The following is a 24427-nucleotide window of genomic DNA, read 5'->3' as shown; positions in this document are numbered from 1 at the left end:
GGGATTCATATCATGACCCCGTGGACAGTCCACCGCTCCTGAAGGAGAACGCGATGCCGCTAAACTTTTCCAGTCCCACTTTAATTTCCATCCTGATCGTCGCCGTCTGTGTCATCGCAGTCTGCGTTGCCGTCTATCTCGTCCAGCGCAAGCGGAACACCGTCAAACTGCGCAAGCACTTCGGCTCCGAATACGACCGCGCCGTTGAGGAGCATGGCTCCCAACGCAAAGCCGAAGCCGGCCTCGCAGCTCGCGAATCCCGCGTCGAAAAGCTTAAAATCCGCGAACTCGGCGCATCCCAGCGCGAGCGCTTCGTCTCCGACTGGCACACCGTCGAAGCCCGCTTCCTCGATCACCCCAAGGGCGCAGTTACAGAAGCCGACGAACTCGTAAATGCGCTTCTCCTGGCACGAGGCTATCCTGTAGCCGGCTTCGAACAAAGCGCCGAAGACGTCTCCGTCAACTATCCCCGCATGATGGAGTACTATCGTTCAGCCCACGGAGTCGCCGTCCGCCCCGGAAAGGCCGAAGCCAGCACCGAGGAACTGCGGTCTGCGATGATCAACTATCGCACCCTCGTCGATGAACTCGTTCAGGTCCAGGTCGCGGACGGACCAAGAGTCACTTCCTGAACTTGCGCGCCGCGCCCCTCCCGGCCGGTTCTCTGAACCGCCCGATAGAGAATCGGGCGGAAGAATCGTCCGACAAAATTCATCCGTCGAAGGGATACCAACTGCCGGTAAGGTGGCAGCGGCACAATCGGCGTCGCATCCCTCGGAGTGAAAACCGCGACCGCAGGAACAAAGTCCGTCCCCAGCGCCGCCACCGGCTGGAGCGCAGTCGGCAAAGGCGGCAAGGCCAAGTAGCAACCCGCGCCGATTCCCGCCCCAATGGCGCGTCGCAATCCCAGCCCCGACCACTAACTCATAGGCGCTAAGTTAAGAAGGAAATATTCCAGATCGGCCCATCCTCTGCGGCAAATCTGGAATCCAAAACCTTCTGGACATCTCCGAAGACCGGTAGTGACGGGCACATCGGCGATTTCACGTAAATCCAGAAATGTCCGCGACGACATGCCCGTTTCAACGGAGAGAACCGCACCTATACGGAGGCCGCCTTCTCCAACTGCTTCAACCTGTTTGCGAGCAATTCCTGTTCCCGCAGGTTCTTGGTCATTGCGATCGCGCGTTGGATTTCTTCGCGTGCTTCAGAGAGCCTGCCCAGCTTCATGAGCAGGTCTCCGCGAACGCTGGGAAAGAGATGGTACCCGGCTAGCGCAGAGTCACCGGCAAGGGTGGCGGCTGCGTCGAGTGCGTCGAGGGCATCGAGTCCTGAGGCTGGGCCTTGTGCCATGCCGACGGCGACTGCGCGATTGAGTGCCACGATTGGCGATGGATTGATTTGCAGCAACGCGTCGTAGAGAAGAACGATACGGTCCCAGTCTGTCTCTTCGGCGATACGCGCGCGCATGTGACATGCGGCAATGGCTGCCTGCAACGCGTAGGGTTTCGCGCCACCGCCCAGCCTTTGCGCGTGTTCGAGCGCGGTCATTCCTCGTTGGATCTGCGCGTGGTCCCACAAGGAGCGGTCCTGATCCATCAGTAAAATAGCCTCGCCGTTTTTGCCGCGGCGTGCTGTGCTGCGCGATGCCTGCAACTCCATCAATGCCACAAGTGCATGAACTTCCGATTCGCCGGGGAGAAGCTGCGCCAGCATGCGTCCGAGGCGCAGCGCCTCTTCAGAGAGAGCCGCCCGCATCCATTCATCGCCTGAGGTCGCGGTGTAGCCCTCATTGAAAATCAGGTAGACCACCATGAGCACAGATTCAACCCTGCTACGCAACTCGTCCCCACTAGGCGTCTCAAAGGGAACGTGTGCCTCCGAGAGGGTCTTCTTGGCGCGAGAGACGCGTTGGCCCAGCGTCTTTTCCGGTACAAGAAACGCACGAGCGATTTCCGCAGTGGTGAGGCCGCCGATCAGGCGCAACGTGAGCGCGATGCGTCCTTCCATCGCAAGCACGGGATGACACGCGGTAAAGATGAGCCGCAGCACGTCATCATCGATCACCTGATCAAGCGAGTGCTCCAAAGCGTCTCCAAGCCGCTCCTGTTGCCACTCCAACTCGCGGGCAATCTCTTCATGCTTTTGTACGAGCATGCTTCCGCGACGCAACGAATCGATCGCGCGCCGTTTGGCCGCTGTCATCAGCCAAGCGCCGGGATTGTCGGGGACGCCAGATTGCGGCCACGTTTCGAGTGCGGCGAGAAGCGCCTCCTGTGCAAGGTCCTCGGCTAGGCCGACGTCATGAGTGAGGCGGGTGAGTCCGGCGATGACGCGCGCGGACTCGATGCGCCAGACGGCTTCGATGGTGCGATGCAGGGCTTGATGTGGGACGTGATGTGGATCGGTAGCGGACACTGCTACCGATCACATCATCTTTCGATTCATGGATGCAAGTGGGGATGTAAGTGCGGCCTAATTGTTGAAGGTCTGATTCGGGAGCTCAGCCCGTTTCGCTTTTTTGTACTGGATCTCCTCTTCCGTCAGGATGGATGCGAAGTCTTCCATCTCTCCGATCTGGCGGATTTCTATTTCGTAGTCGTCCGGGCCGCCGCTGGGGGCACGCTTGACCCACTCGATGGCCTCTTCGAGCGACTTGACCTTCAGGATCCAGAAGCCGGCGATGAGCTCCTTGGTCTCGGTGAAAGGGCCGTCGACGACGATACGAGAGTTGCCGGAGAATTTGACGCGCGCGCCTTTAGAGCTTGGATGGAGGCCATCCATGGCGAGCACGACGCCGGCCTTCATGAGCTCTTCGTTGAACTTGCCCATATCCTGCAGCATCTGTGGATCGGGGTGGAAGCCTTCTTTTTCTGTCTCTGGGTTTGCTTTGATTATGGCCATGAATCGCATTGCGAAATCTCCTTTGGGTTGAGCGATGCTTGGATGCCTTGAACTCAGATTGAGAGCGCAGTTGGATCGCCGTTGCTCGCTATCGTACTGGCTCTCTGCTGACACGTCGAACGGGGTTGAAGTTTCTATGCTTGCGGAGCTACATGGGTGGCGCGGGAGTGCCGTCGGACCATTTTTCTGCTGCTATCAAGAAAACCGACAGGGGTGGGAAGGCTTTGAGTTGTGGGTAGTCTTCGCCGGAGAGGTACCAATAATTCACCGCCATGACCGGCGAGTTGGTCAGGTTGGCGCCCCAGGCTGTGCCGTCTTTCTCGGCCTCGTAGAACATCATGTGAGGCATATTGTGGCCGCCGCCGTCGGTCAGGTAAGAGGACTTGGACATCATGTATGAGACGGTGCCCTGCTCAAGCGGTGGCAATTCTTTCTTGTCGATGGCGGCTTTGATAGCGGCGATGACTTCCTGCTTCGAATGGCCAGCCAGGATGAGTTCGGTGCGTTTGTAGGCGTACGGAAGGACGGAGCGGGCCGCGGGCGGATTGATGCATTCTGCGGCGCGAACTTTCGGGTTCCAGAATTCGGGATGATCAAACATCGCCAGCCAGCCGCGTCCCACCCAGCAGACCCAGCCGTTTTTTCCTTCGACTGCGGTTTCGTAGCCGTGGCGGGTCAGAACGACAATGGAGGCGTCGTGCGAGATGGCGTCCGGAGCAGCGCTGCGCGCCAGCCCAATCTCCGCGTCGCGATCCATCAAATACTGTTCGATCGGGGCCATCTTCGGATAGGGCGTCGTAGCATCCTGCGTGGCCGCATCCTGCGCCATAGCGTGATTCGCGGCACCGAGCACAGCGAGTAGTGCGAAGCCTGTGATTGCGGCAACCTTATTTTTCAACATTGATCTCCTCCTGAGAATCGGCCTTTTCACGAACAAGGCCGTCCTGCAGCGTGCAGTGGCCTGTCACCACCGCCCACGTGTCTTTCTTCGTTGATTAGAGTCTGTCGCCAGCCGGGTTCCGAAGACGCCGCTGCGCAGCACCACTTCGCTGTTGCCCTACCGCTCAGTCCTGTGCGGGGTCCGGCACGAAGAAAATCTCCCGCACTTCCATCCCCCCCTGGGGGCCGACAACGCCTTTGCGCGCCCATGTCATCGCCTCGTCCATGTCAGCGCATTCCAATATCAAGAAACCTCCTACGTGTTCCTTGGCTTCAAGGTATGGCCCGTCGGTGATGAGGGCTCCGCCATCGGACTGCCCCCGCAGCGATTTCGTAGACCCCAGACCGCAAGCGAACTTCAGGACGCCTGCGGCCTCCATCTCTGCATTGAGCTCGTGGATGGCGCGACCCGCAGCTTCGTCCATTTGGGACGGGTCGAAATCGTCGGGGATGTAACCAGCAATCAGATATTGCGGCATTGTCTTCTCCTCGAAATGATCTTCCAGGCGGATTGCTTATCCTGCCCTTCACTGGAACGACGAACGGCCAGACCGGAATTCTACAAGCCGCCCAGATTTTTTTGTTCTCGCTGTCGCTTCGGCGTATCGCGGAAAGAGAATTGCCCTAATGCGGCAGCTTCTCGTAGCCCTCGGCTGCCACCTGAACATCTTGCGGGAAATCGCCCATCTCGAAGATGCGTCGAACTTCGATGATTTCGTTGTTGGACATCGGCGCGCGTCTGGCCCATTCGATTGCCTCTTCGCGCGAACTCGCCTGAATGATCCAGTAGCCGCCGATCACTTCTTTGGCGTCGGGAAATGGTCCGTCTGTCACCGTAGCTTTGCCGTCCAGGTACGAAATGCGCGCCCCGGTCGAAGGCGGAAAAAGTCCATCGAGCGCGAGCAGAACACCCGCTTTTTGCAGACTCTGGTTGTACTCCTGCATTTTCGCCACCGCCTCCGCGCTGGGAACTGCATCCGGCGCGGCCGATTCATATCCTTTCGGAATCACGATCATCATGAAACGCATTTGGTCTGCTCCTTCTCGTTAATTCCTGACTTAGTTAGACCTCTCCGGTTCGGCTTTCCATTCCTTTGGTATTTCGAGGAACTCTCTCACCTCCACCGGCACCCTGCAAGCGACGGCGGCCTTGCGCGCCCACTCCACCGCCTCGTCCATGTCGGCACACTTCAGCAGCCACAGACCGCCCACATGCTCCTTCGTCTCCAGATACGGCCCATCGCTGACAACGACCTCTCCGCCAGCCTGCTGACGCACCGATTTTGCCTTCCCCGCCGGTTGCAGCCCACCGGCAAAATCTCTCACCCCGGCAGCGATCATCTCTCGGTTCAGTGCGCGGATGTCGCGAATCATTGCTTCAGCATCGGGCAGTTCATAGTTCTCAGGGTGTTGAATAGCAACCAGAAATTGCGGCATATTTTCTCCTGTCATGGTCTTCAGGTGGGCTTGCTTGCCCGGCCTTCACTACAACGACGAACGGCCAGGTTGGAATTCTACAAGCCGTCGGGAGAATTTTATTTTTCGGGAATTTTTTGGTAGTGGGTCAGTTTGAAATTTGAATTAACCACGCTTCTTCCATAAGCGAATGACCTTAGCGCGAGGATAGCGAGCGCGAATGTCCTCTATCGTTGGAGAATCACCGAATTCACGGCGGTACTTCTTCGTGTTCCTGATGAATATCAAGATCACGAATGCAATCATGAGCAACGGGTAAACCTGCCACGGTATAGCAGCAATGAAACTGTTCATGCCGTACATGATCTCTTGATCTCCAGTCCAAGAGCAAGAGAAAAGCCCTCCGAGGAGGGCTTCTATCAAACTGCCCTACTACTCAGCCCTTTTCTTATAAGGTCCGCGCTTTTTGGCTTCTGGCTCTGGTATCAGGGATACCAATTCTTCAACGCTCCAGACGTGATCGGACAGGCCAGCTTCCATCGCAGGCGTCACGCGCAGAGTTTGATGGACCATGCAGAAGTTGTAAAAGGCGAAGTAGAGCGCGACCGCATGGCCGTCACTCCTCCGGCCAGTCAAAATCCCCTTCCCTCGTCAACCCATGATCGTCGTCCGCCAAAAACATGGAAGCACCTTCGCCCTTATCTGGCTGGTCAAGCGTGGTATCCCCGCCCTCGTTCGGGTTCTTGAGATCGCCAGCCCTCGCACACACGTGCGCGAATCGCAGCCGCTCCGCCATATCCGGCCGCTTTCTTGCCCACTCCTTCACCCGTGTCGGATGCCAGTGTTCCAACTCTACCCGCACTTCGGTCACTCCCATGGTGCAAAGCAATTCGAGCGCTGTCTCCGGATTTCGAAACGTGCGGTCCTTCTTTCCCCTCGTCGTCGCCAATATCAGCCATCCTCCGTTCGAAGCAAGATTGCGCCGGGGAGTTCGCGGTTCTCCAAATATCTCAAAATGTCCTCCCCCACCCTTTAGCAAAATCGACTTGAACGCTCCAGCCCGGAACGCCGCACGAAACTCATGCACATTCAGCTTGAGCTTCCGCGCATCCATCAAGAAATCCTCCGGAGTATGCGGCTGAAAAACCAACTCCCCCGGCTGCTCCTTATACCCCTCCTTTCTGGCCCATTCGCGATTCAGTTTTCGTGCTCGATCCCCAGCTTTGCTCATACTTCGCCTCCTGTTTCGCCCAAACTGATTTCCATCGTAAAAAATCCGGCGCTTATTCTACGCAATCCGTTGTTCTACGTAAGAAATCCGCGAACCTGTCTTAGAAATCGAACCTTTTATGTTGCTCATCGCGACAGTGCGGCAGGCCAAAATCGGACCTTTTCATGCCGCTCAGCCTATAATCAGGATTGGACTTTTGCGCCCCAAACCCTGAACCGAACACAGGCCAAGCGGCCCAGTCAGGACACCAGTTTTGAACGATTCGATCCAGATCCGCGGCGCGCGGACACACAATCTAAAGAACATAAGCTGCGATATTCCCCACGGAAAACTCACCGTGGTCTCGGGAGTTTCCGGTTCCGGCAAGAGTTCCCTCGCCTTCGACACCGTCTATGCCGAGGGCCAGCGCCGCTACGTAGAGTCGCTCTCCGCCTACGCCCGCCAATTCCTGGAACGAATTGAAAAACCCGACGTAGACCTGATCGACGGCCTCGCCCCAGCCATCGCAATCAAACAGAAAAACACCACCAGAAATCCCCGCTCGACCGTCGCAACCGCAACGGAAATCTATGATTACATGCGACTTCTGTATGCCCGTTGCGGCACCGTCCATTGCATCCATTGCGACGGACTGGTCGGCCGCGATTCCGTGGACGAAATCGCAGAATCCATCCTCGCGCTCGGCGACGGCACGCGCCTGCACGCAATCTTCCCCGTCCGTACGCAAGCCATTGAAAAACAGGAAGATACAGCCACTCCAGTCAAGCGAAGCCGCAAGCCCACCACCAAGCCGGCAGCCGATCCATCGCCCTTGTCGGAAGCGATGAAATCCCGCTTGGTCGAGCTAAGAGCCAATGGATTCAATCGTTTATACCAGCACGAACAAATCTTCGAGTTCTCAAGCCCCGAATCGCTCCTGGACTTGGATTTCTCGCTTCCAGTATTCGTGCTCATTGACCGCATCGTAGTTTCGCCGGAAAATCGCGCCCGCATCGTCGACGCCGTCGAAATCGCCTATCGCGAGGCAGGCGAAGTCCTCTTCGAAGAAGTGCCGCGAGAAGAATTGGCCGACGGAAGCCAGCGTCCAAGGCACCGATTTTCAACAGCTTACGAGTGTCGCAATTGCCACAAACCCGGTCGCGAACCTGAGCCGCGCCTGTTCTCCTTCAACAATCCCTTCGGCGCATGTCCCCGCTGCCAGGGCTTTGGCAACACCATCGATTTCGATCTCAACCTGGTCATCCCCGATAAGTCCCTGAGCCTCAACGACGGCGCAATCGACCCCTGGAATCGCCCGAAATACCGTTCCTGGTTCACCGACCTCAAGCGCCAGGCCAAGGCTCTGACGGTGCCTATGGACGTTCCCTGGCAAGACCTCACGCCGCTCCAGCAGGAGGTGCTGCTTTACGGCGACAAGCGTCCCGGCGGCACCGGATTCCTCGGAATCTACGGCTTCTTCGCCGAAATGGAGCGCAAGAAGTACAAGCTGCATGTCCGCGTTATGCTCTCGAAATACCGGGGCTACGCTACCTGCCCTGAGTGCCGCGGCCAGCGTCTGCGCGCCGAAGCCCGCTCCGTCCGCATCAGCGGCCGCAATATCTGCGAGGCCTCCGCGCTCACTATTTCCGCAGCCAAGGAGTTCTTCGGAGCACTGACCCTCGGCCAAATGCAACAGGAGATCGCAGGCCCCATCCTAGACGAAGTCCGCGAACGAATCACTTTCCTCGACGCCGTCGGTCTAGATTACCTCACGCTGGACCGGCTCGCCAGCACGCTCTCCGGTGGCGAAGCCCAGCGCATCCAACTGGCGACCTCGCTCGGATCGCGTCTCGTAGGCGCGCTTTATGTTCTCGATGAGCCGTCCATCGGCCTCCATACCCGCGACACCGACCGCCTGATCCGTATCCTTAAAAATCTGCGCGACCTCGGCAACACCATCCTCGTCGTCGAACACGATCCGGATGTCCTGCGCGCCGCCGATCATCTCCTCGACCTTGGCCCCGGAGCCGGCGAATTCGGCGGCAAACTGCTCGCCGAAGGAACAGTCGAAGAAATTCTCGCCAACCCCAACTCCCTCACTGGCCGCTATCTCTCCGGCCAACTTACGATTCCCGTTCCCACTCGGCGCCGCGAGCCCGGACGGGAAATGCTGCTTCTGCGCGGAGCGCGTGCCAACAATCTGAAGAACATCGACATCGAAATCCCTCTCGGCATGCTGGTCGCGATCACAGGCGTCTCCGGCTCGGGAAAATCATCGCTGGTCCATCAGGTTCTGTATCGCGCCGTCGCGCGCGCCCTTGGCCAGTCAGACGGCGCAGATCCGTCTGGACTCTTCCGTGACCTCAAAGGCGCGGAGCGACTGAACGACGTGGTGCTCGTAGATCAGACCCCGATCGGGCGCACACCTCGTTCCAATCCAGTCACTTACATCAAAGCCTTTGATCTGATACGCGAACTGTTTGCCTCCCAGCCGGAGGCAAAGAAGCAATCGCTGACCCCAGGCCATTTCTCCTTCAATATTCCCGGCGGCCGCTGCAAGACCTGCGAAGGCGACGGCACCGTCACGGTCGAAATGCAGTTCCTCGCCGATGTCGAACTGCCCTGCGAGGACTGCAACGGAACCCGCTTCCAGCCCAAAATTCTGAGCGTTCAATACAAGGGCAAGAACATCCATGAGGTGCTGAACCTCACCGTGAAGGAAGCGCTTCGCTTCTTCGTCGGCCTGCCGCGCCTGCTCGACCGCCTGACAGTGCTGGACGAAGTAGGGCTCGGCTATCTGCGGCTCGGGCAGTCGGCAACCACGCTCTCCGGCGGCGAGGCCCAGCGCGTCAAGTTGGCTGCGCATCTGGCGCAGGTGCGAGCGGCGAGCGCCAACGTCCGTACTGCCGGCGCCAGCCGCGTTCTATACATCCTCGACGAGCCAACCACCGGCCTCCACTTCGACGATGTTTCAAAACTTCTGACAGCCCTCCGCAAACTGATCGACGGAGGCGGCTCATTGGTGGTCATCGAACATAACCTGGATGTGATCAAATCCGCCGACTGGGTCATCGACCTCGGTCCGGAGGGCGGCTCCGGCGGCGGCCAGTTAGTAGCCGCAGGCACGCCAGAAGAGATCGCCGCCAATCTCCATTCGCACACCGGGAAATGGCTGGCTAAAGTCCTCTAACTTAGCATCGACTTACAATTCCTGCTTTATCTTAGAAAAACTGCCCAAATGTGTGTGACAATCGGTCTGCTTCAAACCCAGAAGCAAAAACAGATTGAAAAGCAGGTTCCGAACGCGATGAAAAAGCATAATGGGGCTATTGCCGTATTAGCTTTGGTTGGCGCTTTTGTCGCCATCGATGCTCCGTTCGCAGATCCACAGGTCAATTCCACGGTGCAGTCCACAGTGCAGTCTACAGTGCAGGCAGACAAGAACTCTGCACTGCCAACGGGCCTGGATGCCCGCTTCCTCGACACGACAGCAGATCCTTGCGTGAATTTTGCTCAGTACGCATGCGGAAACTTTACCAAGGTATTTCCGATTCCGGCAGATATGTCTTCCTTCGACCCATGGGATGTAGTTTTCCAGCACAACGAATTGGCGCTTCGCGCGTTGCTTGAAAAATTGGAAACAGATAGTCCCTCAAGAACGCCGAACGAGAAGAAGGTAGGTGACTTCTACGCAAGTTGCATGGATAACGATGCCGTCCAGGCAGCCGGACTCATGCCCATTCAGCAGGATTTGGACCGCATTGCGCACATGAAGGCAAAGAGCGAACTGACCAGTTTGCTTGCGGGTTTCGAACTGATCAATGTAAATGCATTCTTCGGCTACGGCGAGCAGCAGGACTTCAAAGATGCGAGTAAACAAATCGCAGCAGTAGACCAGGGAGGTCTTGGACTGCCGGAGCGCGACTACTATCTGCGCACAGGGGATGCCGCGGAAAAGACCCGGCAGCAATACATACTGCATCTCACCAATACCTTGAAGTTGCTGGGTGAGCAGCAGGCCAAGGCGGTGAGTGATGCGCAGAGAATCATGACGCTTGAGACCGCGCTGGCCAGGATATCGATGGATGTCGAATCTCGGCGCGATCCGAAGAATGTCTATCACCTTATGGCTGTTTCGCAGCTGGCGAAGTTAACTCCCGAGATCAACTGGACAGACTTCTTCGCGCGAACTGGCGCACCGCCGGTCACAGAAGTAAACGTGAGGAACCCGGATTTCTTCAAAGGATTAGCGGCATTGCTGAAGTCCACCGATCTCGAGACCATTCAAACCTATCTGCGATGGCATCTTCTCGCCGCTGTACCTCGCGTTGCACTTCCCACTGCTTTCGGCGAGGAGCGCTTCAACTTCTTCGATCGGGAGTTACAGGGACAGATCCAGGAGCGGGATCGCTGGAAGCGCTGCGCCGAAGAGACTGACACAGAGTTAGGCGAAGCTCTGGGCGAAGCCTACGTAAAAGCTTATTTCCCTCCTGAGAGCAAGGCGAAGACCCTGCAAATGGTAAAGGACATCGAGAACGCGATGGATAAGGAGATAGACACACTGGATTGGATGAGTTCCGAGACCAAGATCAAAGCCAAGGAGAAACTGCGATTGATCGCGGATAAAGTCGGCTATCCCGACCATTGGCGGGATTATTCCTCCTTGAAGATCGTTCGTGGCGATGCTGCCGGTAACAGCTTGCGTGGCGAAGAATTTGAAAATCGCCGTTGGTTAGCCAAAATAGGCAAGCCGGTAGATCGCGGAGAGTGGGGCATGACTCCGCCGACTGTGAATGCCTACTATAACCAGAGCATGAACGACATTAACTTTCCGGCAGGTATTCTACAGGCGCCACTCTTCAGTCCGAACTCTACCGATGCCGAAAATTATGGCCATATCGGCGGCACTATTGGCCACGAGTTGACGCACGGCTTTGACGACGAGGGACGGAAGTTTGATGGCAATGGCAATTTATCCGACTGGTGGACGGCTGAGGATGCGAAGAAATTCGAAGCGATGACAGATTGCGAAGTGAAGGAGTATGGGAGCTTTACCGCGGTCGATGATGTCAAATTAAACGGCAAGCTCACTCTGGGCGAAAACACCGCGGACAATGGCGGGTTGCGCCTTGCGTGGGTGGCGTTACAGGCGGACGCCCAGCGCAAGAATATTGATCTGAACGCCAGGGATGGCAGCGGATACACGCCCGCGCAGCAGTTCTTTCTGGCTCACGGGCAACAATGGTGCGGGGGTGGTCGCCCAGAGCAGATTCGCCTGCAAGTGCAAACCAATGAACACTCGCCAGACGAATTTCGCATTACGGGCGTTGTGCAAAATATGCCGGAATTTGGTCGGGCCTTCGGATGCAAAACGGGCCAGCCAATGATGCCGGCCAACGCTTGCCACGTCTGGTGAGGCGCATCAGCCGCTTTCGAAAAGAAACTCAGCAGTGCCCCTTGATCTCCCGGTCAAACCATCGAATCTCCGCTTGAAACCGCTCCGGCTCGTTGGTCACGAGTACATTCTTAACCTTGATATATGCTTCCTTGAAGCAATACCGTGTCTTCAGGCAGCCGTCGGGACTGGCCTCGTCCCGGCAATCGTTAATCTCACCCAGTTCCCTCTTGTCGAGAGCCTCATTCGCCTTGCTGTAGATCTGTTCCTTGGCTCGCACCGCAGCCTCAGCGGGCGACGAGATGTGCAGCGCATCGTATGTCTTGACCAAAGCCTCGGCCACGATCGACTTTTGCAACCACCCAGCTTCATCCTGCAAGACAAACTGCTCAAAACGGCCCAGGCTCTTCTGAAAACAGCCATAATCCACCGTGCCGTTAATGTGGCATTGCTGCGCCGCCCAGAAAACCATGTTCGACTTCAAGGCGCCAGCCGAATACGCGGTACGACACGGCGAGAGCGCGAATCCGAGAACCAGGACGCACAGGATCGCAGGAGATTTACTCATCATGCACTCACTTCCATAACTCAGGGGTCAGTTCACAATCAGTCTACGCCAGGGCCCGTTGCCAACACTGCATCCAGACGCCGATGCAGCCGCTCACTGAATCCTCGGGGAATTTCAAAGACGCGATCGTCGGCCATAAGCACAACTACGTTGCGGGTCGAGTCCAGGACTGCGGAGCAGATCTCGCAGTGCTCCAGGTGACGGTCGATTTCGGTACGCAGGACGGCGTCCACATCCCCGTCGATATACGACGAGATGTGCTGCCAGACATGCCTGCAATCGATCTTCATGCGCGCCTCCCGAACCACGACCGTTTGGTTGCCGGGGCAAATCCTTTCAACACGGGCACCAATGCTTTTTGCAACATGACCCGGGCCCGATGCAGCCTTACTTTCACCGATCCCGGAGTAATTCCAAGTACTTCCGCAGTTTCCTGCACATCGAGCTCATCAACGTCTCGTAGCTGCACGACCTCTCGATAGATCGGGGGTAAATCCATAATGGCTCGACACAGACATGCGCGCAGCTCTTTGCGCTCCAGCGCCTCCGCTGGTACTTCGCGCCAGTCGGTGAGCAGCGCCGGGGTAAAATCGCCGCTGCTCTCGTCGAGCACCGGTTCCAACGGCTCTTCCGGACGAGATGCGTGTTTGCGCAACCAGCCCAGACCCTCGTTGCGAGCGATCGAGAGCACCCACGTGCTGAATTTGGATTCGCCGCGAAAGTTATGCAGGTTGCGGTAAATCTTGATGAATGTTTCCTGCGTCACATCCTCCGCGTCTGTCTCGTTGCGCAGGAGCATGAGGAGCATCACGTAAACTGCACGTTCGATTGGTCGAATCAGGTCGTGAAAGAGATGCGATTCGCCGGCCAGCACTCGAGTAATGAGCGCCGCTGTCGCTTCCTTTTCTGCCGTTCCGGATTTGATCTCGCCTGTCAATCGTCGTTTTTGCCGTCGTTCTTGCAAGACGCCCGATCCCTTAGCTTCGGGACGCGTCCTTGTTCCTAAAATCATATAGATGAATGCCGACTGCAATGAGTTACAGCCAAGCAGGCATTGAGCCTCCCGAAGGCCCCAGGTGTCTTTGAATCGAATTGTACCGACCTTAGCCACGATCTTTGCCTTCGTTTTAATCGCGATTGGGAAGGTTTTGCAGATCGATGCCCAGTTGCTGGCACTTTTTGTAGAGATGGCTGCGTTCGAGGCCCAGCGCTTTGGCGGTCTGCGTGATGTGCTTTTGATTTCGATCCAGTTCCGCCAGTACAGCAGCCCGTTCAAAGGCGAGCACACGCTCCGCGAGGGGGCCGCTCGCGTCGGTCAATGGCGCATTACCTGAATGCGGTTTGGATGCCGAAGACGGCAACGCCAGCCGCACTGCTTCCGCGTCTACCTCCCGGTCGGCAAGCAGCAGCAGGCGTTCGACAATATTTCTGAGTTCGCGAATGTTGCCGGGCCACTGATACCTGGCGAGGGCTTCGATTGCATCGTGGGTAAATGGCACGGGCTTCCAGCCATTCTGCGCACTCACCTGGCGGGCAAAGTGCTCCACAAGCGCAGGCAGGTCATTGAGGCGTTGGCGTAGTGGCGGCAGTTCGACGGGAAAAACAACAACGCGATGATAGAGATCGCGGCGAAATCCGCCGGCTTCGACAAGCTGTTCCAGATTGCGATGGGTGGCGACGACGACACGAACATCGACCGTTGTCGGCTTGCCGGAACCGATGCGTTCGACTTCACCTTCCTCGAGGACGCGCAGCAGCTTGGCCTGCATCGCTTGCGGCATATCGCCGATCTCGTCGAGAAAAAGGGTGCCGCGATGTGCCTGTTCGAACTTGCCGGTGTGACGTTGCGTTGCGCCGGTGAACGAACCTCTTTCATGACCGAAGAGCTCGCTCTCGATCAGCTCTGCGGGCACAGCAGCGCAATTCAGTGTAATAAACGGACCGTTGGCCCGCGCGCTTTTTTCATGCAAGGTACGCGCCACGAGTTCCTTGCCGGTGCCGGTTTCTCCGTAGATGCAGACGCGGGATTCGCTGGCTGCGACGCGCTCGATCTGCGTCATTGCCCGGCGCATGACTTCCGAAGTCCAGACGAGGGTGTGCCTGCCGACACGGCGCTGCAACTCGCGATTCTCGTGTTCCAACCGAGTGAGTTTGTATGCGTTCTCGACAGTTACGAGAAGTTTTTCGGTGGAGAGAGGTTTCTCGAGAAAATCGAGAGCGCCCAGCCGCGTGGCGCGCACAGCCATTTCGATATGCGCCTGGCCGCTCATCATCACGACCGGTGTGGTGACGCCCGCCGTCTTGAGGTCTTCGAGCAGCAACAAGCCGTCGCGGCGCGGCATAACGACATCGCTGAGGATGAGGTCGAAGGGTTCGGTCCGCGCCAGTTCCAGTGCGCGTGCCGCGTTGTCGCATACCGTAGCTTCATGGCCAGCCAGACGGAATGCCCGTGCGAGCGAGGCCAGCGTGTTCGCTTCATCGTCGACGATCAGAATGTTTGCCTTCATGTGCCTCGCTTCTTGCCAGTTTGTTCGCTAACTCTCAGTGCCTTCCGCAGCTTTGGGAAATAACAGTACGAACGCAGCCCCGCCGCCGGGATGGCTTTCGACAGAGATGGTGGCAGCATGATCCGCAATGACAGACTGCACGATTGCAAGACCCAGCCCCGTTCCATACTGCTTGGTAGTGTAGTAGGGGGTGAAGAGGCGTTCACACTCTTCGGGAGTCAGGCCCTCGCCGGTATCAGCGACACGTATCTCGACCCGGTCTCCCACGCACTTGCCGGATAGTGTCAGCTTGCCACCATCCGGCATCGCATCCATTGCATTCAGGACCAGATTGCTGAGCGCACGATGCAGCATTTCCGGATCGGCATCGATGGGGAGCGGATCGGGATCGAGGACGATGCAGCACTCGATGTCCTGCTGGCCCGCGGAGGTCACGTCGCACTCCTGCTCAGAGGCCGCCTTCCATGGGAAGAACAGGAGCGCTACGCGTGTGATGGCGTCTGCGGCGTTGATGCGCTCCAGTTGCGGCTTTGGCATCTTGCTGAAGTCGCTGAAGCGGCCAATGATGGTCTTCAGATTGGCGATTTCCATGCTCAGCGTCTGTGTGCTCTCGTGAAAGATTTCGTCGAACTCCGCCTCCGTCACCTCTGACAGGCTGCGTGCGCGGACAAGATTCTCCACGGTGAGCTGAAGAGGAAAGAGTGGATTTTTCAGCTCATGCGCCAGGCGGCGCGCCAGTTCCCGCCACGCTGCGACGCGTTCGCTCTGAATGAGCTTTTCACGTTGTGCCGTGAGCTCGCTGGTCATGTGGTTGAAGCTCCGCGCCAGCGTCGCGACTTCGTCGCGGCTGCGCAAGCTTCCGCGAATCGGCACGTGCGTATTCCAATTGCCGGATGCCACTTCTTCCGCGGCGCGGGCAAGCTCTTCGATAGGCCGCGAGACACGGCCTGCGATCCAGACACTGATCGCAATTGCCAGCAGGATGCCGGTGGCTGCGACTCCATAGGCGATCGCGCGAATGTGCTGTTGCGCCTGCACCATCTCACGGCGCGAAGCCGCAACAACCAGCACTGCCAGCACCTGACCTGTTGCGCTCTTGAGGGGCTGCACTGTTGTACTGACGCTGTCTTCGCGGCGGTCTGAGAGATACACGATCGAGCTCGATGGTTGCCCGCTTCGCCGCGCAGCATCGATCACAGACTGATATCGCGCGGCATTCGCTACAGGGCCGCTCACGCCAAGAAGCTGCTTCGGATCGAAGGCTGTTGGCTGCGATGTCGAGGAGTCGGGCCGGCCATCGCCCACGCTATAGAGATACACATCCACACCCGCAGGGGTGGGCAGGTCGGCGAGAAATTGCGGATCGAGACGCCTTCCACCTACGATCCGAATCGAAGGAGACCCGCGAATCGATCGCACCGCAAAGATGCCCAGCGCGCTCATCGCGTCCGGCAGATCCTCGCGCTTGAGGAATGCCTGTGCACTGGCGCCCTGGACCGCCGGCTCAGGATAGCCGAAGCGCGCAGGCCATTGCGCTGAACTGACGATGCTTCCGTCGGAGCCGACGATTTCCAGAAAGTCCAACTGCGCTTCGGTTACCAGCGCCTGAGCTTCGCCGAGATATGGAGCGGCATCGGCCGTTTGTATCAACTCGAAAGCCATGCCGCGGGTTCGTTCGGAGTTGGCGAGGCGGTCCACCGCCGCAGTCACCTCAGCGGACCGATGCTGAAACTCCCGCTGAAACTGGTTCACCAGCAGTGTTGTCTTCTCCTGATCCTGCTGGTTGAAGACTTGGCGGATGCGCACCAGCACTGTCCACGAGACGACAGCGACAGCCGCAGCGACCGTGAGGGAGAAGAGCAGCAGGAGCTTTTGACGCAGGCTCATTTTGCATCCTCCAAACTCACGTTGGCGAGGTCGGGCACGCCCTCGGCAGTGAGACGAAGATCGCGCATGCGTCCACTCACAGCCCAGGCGCGGGGCAGATCCAGCAACGGAATAACAGTATGTTGATCGAGGAAATCATGCTCCGACTTATATGTTGCAGCGGCGTCCGGGAGCTTCGCCGGTGCGGTCTGGCCGAATCTGCGCAGAAGCTCGTCGAGTATGTCGGATGGAGTTCCGCCAGTAAGTGGAAAGGGTCGCAGAATAAGGTCCGTTCTTGGCGAGATATATCCGTTTGGTCCCGGCGGGATGACTCGAACCGCGAAGCCTGCGTCATGCAGATTGAGCGCAAGGCGTTCGGCTGCCAGTTGGATCGGGCCTGTTCCGTCATAAGCGAGCGCCAGCGGCGGAGGGGTGATGCCGCCGCGCAGGCTTTGCGCTCGCGTCAGATCGCGGTCGATAGGAAAGAGAAAGCTGTAGCCAGAGAGCGAGTCAGGCAAGAGGCTGGCAGTCACTTCAGCCTGCTTTTGAAAGATGAACTGATACAACGCCGCGCGATCCACAGACAACGCCAGCGCCGCCCGCAGTTGCGGAGTAAGTTCCGTGTTATGGACTTCCAGCGCAAGCAGCGCGACTTCCGGCGAGATGATTACGTTCAGCCGCTGTTGACGGGCCTGCCGAATATCGCTGGGACGAACCTCCGCAACATCTGCCTTGCCCAGACTGAGATCCATCCACTGATCGCGCGTGGGGCGGTGCGCTTCGATTTCGATGGCGTCGACGAATGGCCGACCCTGCCAGCAATCATCGTTGGCCTCAAGCTGCACAGCGCTATTGTTTGAGTCTTTCATTCGAAATGGGCCGGTGCCGATGACCGTCGCTGCCGCGTTGTCCTCCGCGAGAGACTTCTGTTGAATCAGAAACCCATTTTCGGAGAGCAGTGACGGAAGATCGGGGATAGGATTGTCGCTGGTGAAGACCACCGACTGACCGAGCACCCGCACAGCCGACCATGGGCACGCGGCCGCACGGCAGGACTCTTCGAGCGAGGTCACAACTGCGAGGGCGTTCAATGGATGTCCGTTGTGAAAGCTAACGCCGGGCCGTAGCCAGAACTGCCACCGATGATCGTTGTCTTCCGAGGTCCAGCGCGTGGCCAACGAAGGACGCACTGCGCCCTCGGAGTCTTTGCGAGTGAGGCCGTCGAGCATCAGCCGCCACGCGATCCCATCCGGCTTCTGCAATGGGTCGCCTTCGACCTCGATGCGAATCGTCCCGCCGTAGTGCGGGCGCGTTCTCGCGTGAGCCGTCGCCGTCAACATCACAAGAACACAGAGGACCATGGCACGATTTGAGGAAAGCGAACTAAAGGCAGAGAGCCGAAACACGGTCCACCTCGTATTCTTTCGCGCTCTTGCGAACTACGGCCAATGCGGTGGTTCCCTCGGGAGCTGTCCAAAGCGCGGTAATTGTTCCGCCCATTTCGAGAGGAGCGCTTACAGCAACCGCCTCCTGAGAAGCCAGTTCGTAGGCGCGCAGACTATCGTTCTCCGCTTCTCCTGAGGCAGAGGCCAATATCTGGGTCCCCACACCACAGGCTGAGTGCACCGCAGCGAAGTCGCTACCCCAGTCGCGCATACCGGCGACTGGTCTCAAGGAATTCCCTTCCATCATTTGCACCTTGCCATCGATTCCATGAATGAGCAGGGCTAGATGATCCACCGTTGGATGCGGAAGCACCGCCACGCTGTAAAACGGCGTAATATCCATGCCAGGATTCGGCGTGATCACCCCGGTGAAGTAATTTCGCGAAGCATTGTAGAAAGCATGCAGATCTGCGGATGCAGTTCCAGTCTTCCCGACGTCGACTGACCATGGATCGTCGCTCTCGCGGCAATGCAGGCTCCAGTTCCCGGTCGGCTCGCTTGCGTCTGGCTGAGCGGCATAACTTCCATCGCAAAGTCTGCCCGGTAAGACAGCGGTAAAACCGATCCCATCCGGCGCGGGTTGCAACATCCCGCGCGGGTCTCTGTTGAATGGCCGGCCTGCATCCAGATTCCATCGCTTCTCTTCGCGCCATGCCGCAGTACTTCCGGCCAGCACGACGATCTCTTCCTGTTCCAGGATCACCAGCCCCGCGTGGGTTTCGAGTGCGGCCAGCACCGGGCCATCCGGCTGATCAGAACTCCACAATGACTTCTTCTCCAGAACGATCCCAGTCTGCGCGGCAGGCGCAGCGAGGGTTTCGCGATCCACGTGCACCATCGCGACCTGCGTCCGGTTGCCTTCGATAACTTCGGCCACCCAAAGCCGTTCACGTGTGTTCTCGCTGAGCGTCACTCGGATTATGTTGGCGCTCTCCGCGCCGGAAAGGGCCACGCCATGGGAGCGCAAATCTTGCTCTAACATGCGGCGAATCGGCGCGATTTCGGAGGCTTCAATCGTCGAGCGATTGCTCAAAACGAGCTGCGCCTGCCCAGAGCCGAGAATCTCGGCAATCTGCGTCGCCAGTTGGGATGCGGGCTGCTCCCAGTGGTTTGCCGCATGCGCAAATTGGCCTGCCAGAAGGAGTACCAGGCAGAACCACCTGCACCCCGATAAAAATCTCGAGCGAATCATGAATATCTCTCTTGTATGGCCCGTGGGCATAACTTTGCAAACCATAGCTTACAGGGAGCCGGCCCTGGACGGCGTCATTGATGGTGCCGTTCCAATTCCAACCGCCCAGGCCTGTCTCCCCATTGCTGCCGTTTCCTTAGTGCGCGCCGCCGTGCGCACCTTCCGCCTTGTCGTCACCATCCATCTCATGCTTCAGCGCTGGATTCGTAGCCGCTGCCTTGAAGACGTCGTTGGCGAAGAAGAACTTGCCATCGGACGGCACCATGAGCACCTGGATCTTGTCCGACAACCGCTCGGCAATGATCTTGTTGATCAGCAGCGGCGACTCGTTCAACAATGCCGCTTCGCTCTTCATACGTTCGCCGTCGGCAGAGGCCATAAGACGCACACGGTTCGCTTCGGCATCGGCCAGCAGGTTGCGCCGCTCCAGTTCGGCTTTGCTGTCAATGACTTTGGCTTCCGCGTCGGCCTGCGCATTCTGAATCGTGGCCTCTTTGCGCGCCTCTGCCTCAAGCTTGCTCTGTTCAATCTGCTTCTGCTTGAGTGGCAGCGTGTACTGCATTGCATCGGCCTCGCCTTTGGCTTCCACGACGCGGGATTGCGCTTCGCCTTCGGACTGCTTTACCTTCTGCGCCGCTTCGCCTTCGGCCTGCAGCTCCAGAATCTTGATCTGCTTTTGCTGGATCTCGGTAGCAACGGCCATCTGATCGTTCTCCTGTTCCTTGAGCAGCAGGCCTTCGAGACCCTTTGCGTATTCCTCCGGCAACTGGATATCACGAAGCATCACTTCGTCCACAACGATACCGTCCACGCCCAATTTACGGGTAATGGTCGCCGCGGCCTTTGCACGCACCTCCTCGCGCTTTGAGCTGAAGATCTCCTGAACGGTGTAGCCAGGCGCCAGTTCGCGCCATGCGCTCGCTACAACTGGGGGAACGAGCTCTTTATCGACAGGCTGTGGCAGATGCTCTTCGACATGGTCCAACCTGCGTGGATCAAGATGGTAGCGCACCGTGATAGCGAGCGCTATGTTGAGACCTTCGCGCGATTGAACCTCAAGACCATTTCTCTGCTTCGAGTCTTTGCTGCCTTCGTCAGTAACGCCCGCCGTGAAAAGGTGATCACGCAGATCAAAGGTCTTTACGCTCTCCACCAGCGGAGGAATAAAGTGCACGCCAGGATACAGCGTTCCCGGCAGCGTGCCAGAGAGCTGGCTTACGCGCACGCCACCCATGCCGCTGGGGACAACGACGATGCTCGAAGCCACCAACATCGGAAGGCAACCCGCCAGCGCGAGCACAAGTGGGAGCTTCCACGGAATGGGATTCAGCAACGGTTCCATCAACCTCGAACCCACCTGATCCGACTCGCTTTTCTGCTTTTTCATGAAACTACGAATCCGCATGGACAACCCATACAGCGGAATCCCTGCAGCGGTAACCAGCAACAGCACTCCCGCCACCATCAACACCAGCTTCAGCGCGTTCATTGCATTTCTCCCTTGTTCTTGTGATTGCGCCCCTTGTTCTTACCGGTTGACGACCGTGGAGCGAGAATCAGCCGGACCAGTCCTGCGAAGGTCAACTCTTCGATCAGCAGCCCTACAGCTAGCTGCAACAGCACCGAGCCGAGGACGCTCATTGCTTCCATGAAAAGCCTCATCACATCCTCCTTACCGCGACGCAGCCGCTGAAACCGCAATCATCACGGGCTCATGATGACTGGCGTCCTGTACCACAGCTTCGGAGATGGAAACCTGCTGGCCAGTCACGGGCGCAGCCACTGGGTGCTCGGCCTTTGCGACTTGCACGGCCTGTTTCGCAACCATTGCCGGAGCGGGTTCAAAGAGACGCGCGGTCTGCTCATCGCGAGTCCCGATGATCTGCACCTGATCCCCAACGGCGACGAGCCCGTAGAACTCTTCGAGATCGGCCTTCGCCATGCGAATGCAGCCATGCGACGCGGCCTTGCCGATGGAATTCGGTTCGTTGGTGCCGTGAATTCCGTAGCCCTTGGTGCTCAACCCCATCCACCGCGTGCCAACCGGATTCGCCGGACCGGGCTCCACGGTGCGGCCATTGTGGTGATACACAGGGTTCACTACGCGTCGCTCGATGGTGAAAGTGCCCTCTGGGCTCGGTGTCGACGGCTTGCCAACGGCCACGTTGTAGATCTTCTTCACCTGGCCGTGTTCGAGGAGGGCCAGCTTGCGATCTGCAAGGCTCACCACGATCTGTCGAACCGGCTCCGGCGCAGGCGCTTGCTGCGCCGTTGTCTGAACCGCCATGACAATTGCCGGGACTGCTATCCAAAGGCTCTTAAGTATCCAGTTCTTCATCGCTTCTCCCCTTTTGCCTGACTGCCTGCGCCCAAATACAGTGCAAGCCCCAAACCAAACGGGAGACATTGAAAATAAATGAGTTATTGGCCAGATACACGTCCAGGAACGTGTCAGCAGGCACACACCGTGTCAGAGGATTCACAACAAAAGAGACACGGAATTGCCGCTAGCCCGCGATGAATCGCGATAGATTCGGAGGATACCGTCTCAGCCTAGAACGAGCGACAGAAGCTGTCCAAGATCCATTGCGGAGTTGGACTGGGTGCCGTGGGGAAGGGACGGCGCAACGGCAAGCGCCTCGCTGTGGCCTTCGAACCAAACCACAAACGAGGAGTGTTCGGAGGCGGGCAGCCTCTGCTGGTTGATCCAATGATAGTAGGCGGCCATATCCGCATCGACCAGCGAGCCGGTGGCATCGACTTCGGGATTGCTGTGGCTGCCGGACAGCATCTCATTCATCGGCTTCTGCCGTTGACGCGGAGCGTAGCGCACCAGCAGCGTAAGAGCCTGCGCACGGCGCAGAACTTCGCGTGTGGTCCACTGCGCAAAGGTAGTGCTGAAGATTTGCGTTCCTGAGCCTTCGGTAAGCAGCTTCACCTGAAATCTGTCTAGGACTTCGTCTCCCGCCTTGTCCATGCCGATGTCGGATGGCAACAGCCGCGCGAGATGGGTTCGCAACTCTTCCGGTCCCATGCCGGGTTTATGGAGCTCCGCATCGATCTTCTTCAGCAGCGCGGCGCGCGCCGGTTCGAGCGTTTGATACGACACGCAAGTCAGTGAGTGGCTATGATCCGCCGGCTGGGCACCATCCACATACCAATGGCCGTAAGGAACCGGATGCTCTTTTGCACGCGCTGCGACAGCAGAAAGCAATATATCGAGCCCATTCTCTGGCTTGACCTGGCTGAAGTAAGTGCCGTGTTTGCGCAGATTTCGAAAAAGGGGTGCATCGTAGCTTGCCACGCCCTGTCCGATGACGGCGATGCCAAGCCGTCGCATGGGAATCGGCTCGAGAGGCGCCGCTGTTCGCATTCGATCGCCATAATCGGTTGCAGCTTTGCGGAAGGCGTCGAGCTGGTGCGTGGTCCAAAGATATGCGGATAACTGTTCGACAAACTGGGCAGGCTGGTTGATCCAATCGAAGTCTTTCAATTGGCTTGAAATCGATAACTGCGAAAATCCCTGAAACAAATCCCTGAGCTGCTGCGGAGATAATGAAGTCAGAAATAGGAGTTCCCTGCTGATCGCCGACTGCTCTGCGGGAAACTTGTAATCGTAATCGATAGCTTCGCGAAGAAGACTCGGCACAAAGCTGATCGGGAGCTGCTGAAGAACACTGAGATTGGCAACGATAAGACTCCGCGCCTGCGGAGGGTACGCGGCGAAGTGCTCGGCTTTGAGATCGTTTGGCAGCATAGGCTTATAGCAGCTCTTGAATCGGCCGTCCCTGGGATTGCGCAGGCGAGAACCCCAGAATCGCTCCAAGACTGGGAACGAGATCAATCGATTGCATCGGACGATCGAAGACCACTCCCTCGCGAACGCCCGCGCCAAGCGCCATCATCCATGTTGTGCGGGAAGCCGCGTCGCCGGTCCGATGATGCTGAAAGCCATTGCCTCCGGCATCTTCATCGGCATCGCGCCCAAAATCGGGAAGGATGAAAAGCGTTGTGTTTCCGGCGTATTCCGGCTCGTTCTGCACCGCCTTCCATAACTCGGCGCAAAGCCGGTCGGTGCGCCGGATCGCATCGACATACAGCGAATACGCGCCGGAGTGGGCAATATCGATGTCGTGCATGGTGATCCATAGCAGACTAGGAGATTCCTGCTTCATCAGGCGTTTCACAATGAACATCGAAAGCTCATCCGGGCTTGAGATGGTGCGCGCATGAGCCATAAAGTCGTCGACAGAGAGCTTCAGGATCATCTCAAGCTGTTGCAATTCAAACTCGCCGCCTCCGATCTGCGGCGTATACAGCGGAGTCTCGTAGTTGTCGCGCACCAGATGATCGTAGTCCGAGATGCCGCCCGATGCCGCCGCGCTGAGGAGATGCTTTGGCAGAACCACGCGCGCTCCGAGCCCCGGGCCATACGAACGGGCGTTGCTCTCGCCGATGCGGTTGAAGCCGTTGCTGGGCGCGACGACCCACGCATCTGACAAGGGACGCTTCAAATCCTTACGGAAATATTCGAAGACCGTCGGATGCTCCGGTGGAATGGCGGAAAAGTTGTTCAGCGTCTCGTAAACACCGGTGGCAAGGCTTGCCGTCGCAACATAATGTCCAAGGATGCCCTGGTTTGTTACTCGCGTAAAGAAACTCGACTGCGGGGCAAGCTCTCGGAGCATGTTCGGAATGTTTTCTTGTCCCTCGGGCGCGAAGGTCTCCTGATCGCGAGCGCCACCGCCAAACGTAACTACAATCACCTTGCGCTTCTTTGCCGCAGCCTCGCCGCGAAGGAACGGGCTCGCACTCAGAAGTGTGCCTCCCAGCGCAAGGCCTGCCACATCGCGCAGAAATTCGCGTCGACTGCGGCCCAGCCTCCATGCAATCTCTCTGGGATTGTTGTCGACGCCAAACGGTGATTGGAACTCGCGATCTTTCAATGCAAAACCACCCTGAACTTTCCTTGCCTCTTGCAGCGC

Annotated in this window: 23 protein-coding genes and 1 pseudogene; 3 read left to right on the top strand and 21 right to left on the bottom strand. The window is 57.9% G+C overall.

Annotation, left to right across the window (positions count from 1 at the left end; translation table 11 throughout):
• Positions 1–53: 53 nt before the first annotated feature.
• A complete protein-coding gene (locus OHL23_RS10445) occupies positions 54–632 on the top strand; it encodes a hypothetical protein (protein WP_263351830.1) in 579 nt (192 codons plus the stop codon).
• Here OHL23_RS10445 and OHL23_RS10440 read toward each other — a convergent pair.
• From OHL23_RS10440 to OHL23_RS10400, 9 genes and pseudogenes are all read right to left on the bottom strand, one after another.
• Complete coding sequence (locus OHL23_RS10440; protein ID WP_263351829.1) at positions 593–904, bottom strand: hypothetical protein; 312 nt, start codon at positions 902–904, stop codon at positions 593–595. The two genes, OHL23_RS10445 and OHL23_RS10440, sit on opposite strands and share 40 nt — an antisense overlap.
• Before the next feature lie 197 nt (positions 905–1101).
• Positions 1102–2418 carry an RNA polymerase sigma factor gene (locus OHL23_RS10435; protein WP_263351828.1) on the bottom strand — a complete coding sequence of 439 codons (1317 nt, stop codon included), beginning with the start codon at positions 2416–2418 and terminating at the stop codon, positions 1102–1104.
• Positions 2419–2475: 57 nt separating this feature from the next.
• Positions 2476–2913 (bottom strand): YciI family protein, encoded by a 438-nt coding sequence (locus tag OHL23_RS10430; protein WP_263351827.1) that lies wholly within the window; start codon positions 2911–2913, stop codon positions 2476–2478.
• Between the two features lie 139 nt (positions 2914–3052).
• Complete coding sequence (locus tag OHL23_RS10425) at positions 3053–3805, bottom strand: hypothetical protein (RefSeq protein WP_263351826.1); 753 nt, start codon at positions 3803–3805, stop codon at positions 3053–3055.
• A 163-nt stretch (positions 3806–3968) separates the two neighbouring features.
• Complete coding sequence (locus OHL23_RS10420) at positions 3969–4322, bottom strand: YciI family protein (RefSeq protein WP_263351825.1); 354 nt, start codon at positions 4320–4322, stop codon at positions 3969–3971.
• A 145-nt stretch (positions 4323–4467) separates the two neighbouring features.
• Positions 4468–4872: a YciI family protein gene (locus OHL23_RS10415; RefSeq protein WP_263351824.1), complete on the bottom strand. Its 405-nt coding sequence runs from the start codon at positions 4870–4872 to the stop codon at positions 4468–4470.
• A 30-nt stretch (positions 4873–4902) separates the two neighbouring features.
• The gene (locus OHL23_RS10410; RefSeq protein WP_263351823.1) at positions 4903–5280 is read right to left on the bottom strand and encodes a YciI family protein; all 378 of its coding nucleotides are present in this window, start codon (positions 5278–5280) and stop codon (positions 4903–4905) included.
• Between the two features lie 411 nt (positions 5281–5691).
• Positions 5692–5871 (bottom strand): annotated as a pseudogene (locus OHL23_RS10405) (IS1 family transposase); the annotation flags it as partial.
• 4 nt (positions 5872–5875) lie between these two features.
• Entirely contained in the window at positions 5876–6490 is a 615-nt protein-coding gene (locus OHL23_RS10400) for a hypothetical protein (RefSeq protein WP_263351822.1), read from the bottom strand.
• Positions 6491–6743: 253 nt separating this feature from the next.
• On the opposite strand from OHL23_RS10400, the gene uvrA reads away from it, so the two are divergent.
• Positions 6744–9659 carry an excinuclease ABC subunit UvrA gene (uvrA, locus tag OHL23_RS10395; RefSeq protein ID WP_263351821.1) on the top strand — a complete coding sequence of 972 codons (2916 nt, stop codon included), beginning with the start codon at positions 6744–6746 and terminating at the stop codon, positions 9657–9659.
• Positions 9660–9776: 117 nt separating this feature from the next.
• Positions 9777–11885, top strand: coding sequence for a M13 family metallopeptidase (locus OHL23_RS10390; protein WP_263351820.1), 2109 nt, complete (start codon positions 9777–9779; stop codon positions 11883–11885).
• 28 nt (positions 11886–11913) lie between these two features.
• Here OHL23_RS10390 and OHL23_RS10385 read toward each other — a convergent pair whose 3' ends face one another.
• The 12 genes from OHL23_RS10385 to OHL23_RS10330 form a co-directional block, all read right to left on the bottom strand.
• Entirely contained in the window at positions 11914–12435 is a 522-nt protein-coding gene (locus OHL23_RS10385) for a hypothetical protein (RefSeq protein ID WP_263351819.1), read from the bottom strand.
• A 35-nt stretch (positions 12436–12470) separates the two neighbouring features.
• Positions 12471–12722: an anti-sigma factor family protein gene (locus OHL23_RS10380; RefSeq protein ID WP_263351818.1), complete on the bottom strand. Its 252-nt coding sequence runs from the start codon at positions 12720–12722 to the stop codon at positions 12471–12473.
• Positions 12719–13543, bottom strand: coding sequence for an RNA polymerase sigma factor (locus OHL23_RS10375; protein ID WP_263351817.1), 825 nt, complete (start codon positions 13541–13543; stop codon positions 12719–12721). Before OHL23_RS10375 ends, OHL23_RS10380 begins: the two co-directional genes overlap by 4 nt.
• Positions 13544–13559: 16 nt before the next feature.
• The gene (locus OHL23_RS10370) at positions 13560–14939 is read right to left on the bottom strand and encodes a sigma-54-dependent transcriptional regulator (RefSeq protein ID WP_263351816.1); all 1380 of its coding nucleotides are present in this window, start codon (positions 14937–14939) and stop codon (positions 13560–13562) included.
• Positions 14940–14966: 27 nt separating this feature from the next.
• A complete protein-coding gene (locus OHL23_RS10365; protein ID WP_263351815.1) occupies positions 14967–16826 on the bottom strand; it encodes a sensor histidine kinase in 1860 nt (619 codons plus the stop codon).
• Positions 16823–18211: an ABC transporter substrate-binding protein gene (locus OHL23_RS10360; protein ID WP_263351814.1), complete on the bottom strand. Its 1389-nt coding sequence runs from the start codon at positions 18209–18211 to the stop codon at positions 16823–16825. Before OHL23_RS10360 ends, OHL23_RS10365 begins: the two co-directional genes overlap by 4 nt.
• Positions 18189–19442: a hypothetical protein gene (locus OHL23_RS10355; protein WP_263351813.1), complete on the bottom strand. Its 1254-nt coding sequence runs from the start codon at positions 19440–19442 to the stop codon at positions 18189–18191. Before OHL23_RS10355 ends, OHL23_RS10360 begins: the two co-directional genes overlap by 23 nt.
• Before the next feature lie 136 nt (positions 19443–19578).
• Positions 19579–20931 carry a prohibitin family protein gene (locus OHL23_RS10350; RefSeq protein ID WP_263351812.1) on the bottom strand — a complete coding sequence of 451 codons (1353 nt, stop codon included), beginning with the start codon at positions 20929–20931 and terminating at the stop codon, positions 19579–19581.
• Positions 20928–21104 carry a hypothetical protein gene (locus OHL23_RS10345; protein ID WP_263351811.1) on the bottom strand — a complete coding sequence of 59 codons (177 nt, stop codon included), beginning with the start codon at positions 21102–21104 and terminating at the stop codon, positions 20928–20930. The genes OHL23_RS10350 and OHL23_RS10345 overlap by 4 nt, the downstream gene beginning before the upstream one ends.
• A gap of 10 nt (positions 21105–21114) precedes the next feature.
• Positions 21115–21780, bottom strand: a complete 666-nt coding sequence (locus OHL23_RS10340; RefSeq protein WP_263351810.1) for a L,D-transpeptidase — start codon at positions 21778–21780, stop codon at positions 21115–21117.
• Positions 21781–21990: 210 nt separating this feature from the next.
• Positions 21991–23199 (bottom strand): hypothetical protein, encoded by a 1209-nt coding sequence (locus tag OHL23_RS10335; protein ID WP_263351809.1) that lies wholly within the window; start codon positions 23197–23199, stop codon positions 21991–21993.
• Between the two features lie 4 nt (positions 23200–23203).
• The gene (locus tag OHL23_RS10330) at positions 23204–24388 is read right to left on the bottom strand and encodes an alkaline phosphatase family protein (protein WP_263351808.1); all 1185 of its coding nucleotides are present in this window, start codon (positions 24386–24388) and stop codon (positions 23204–23206) included.
• Between the last annotated feature and the right edge of the window lie 39 nt (positions 24389–24427).

This window comes from Acidicapsa acidisoli (assembly GCF_025685625.1).
GTDB classification, from domain to species: domain Bacteria; phylum Acidobacteriota; class Terriglobia; order Terriglobales; family Acidobacteriaceae; genus Acidicapsa; species Acidicapsa acidisoli.
This window is presented reverse-complemented; position numbering and strand designations above follow the sequence as displayed.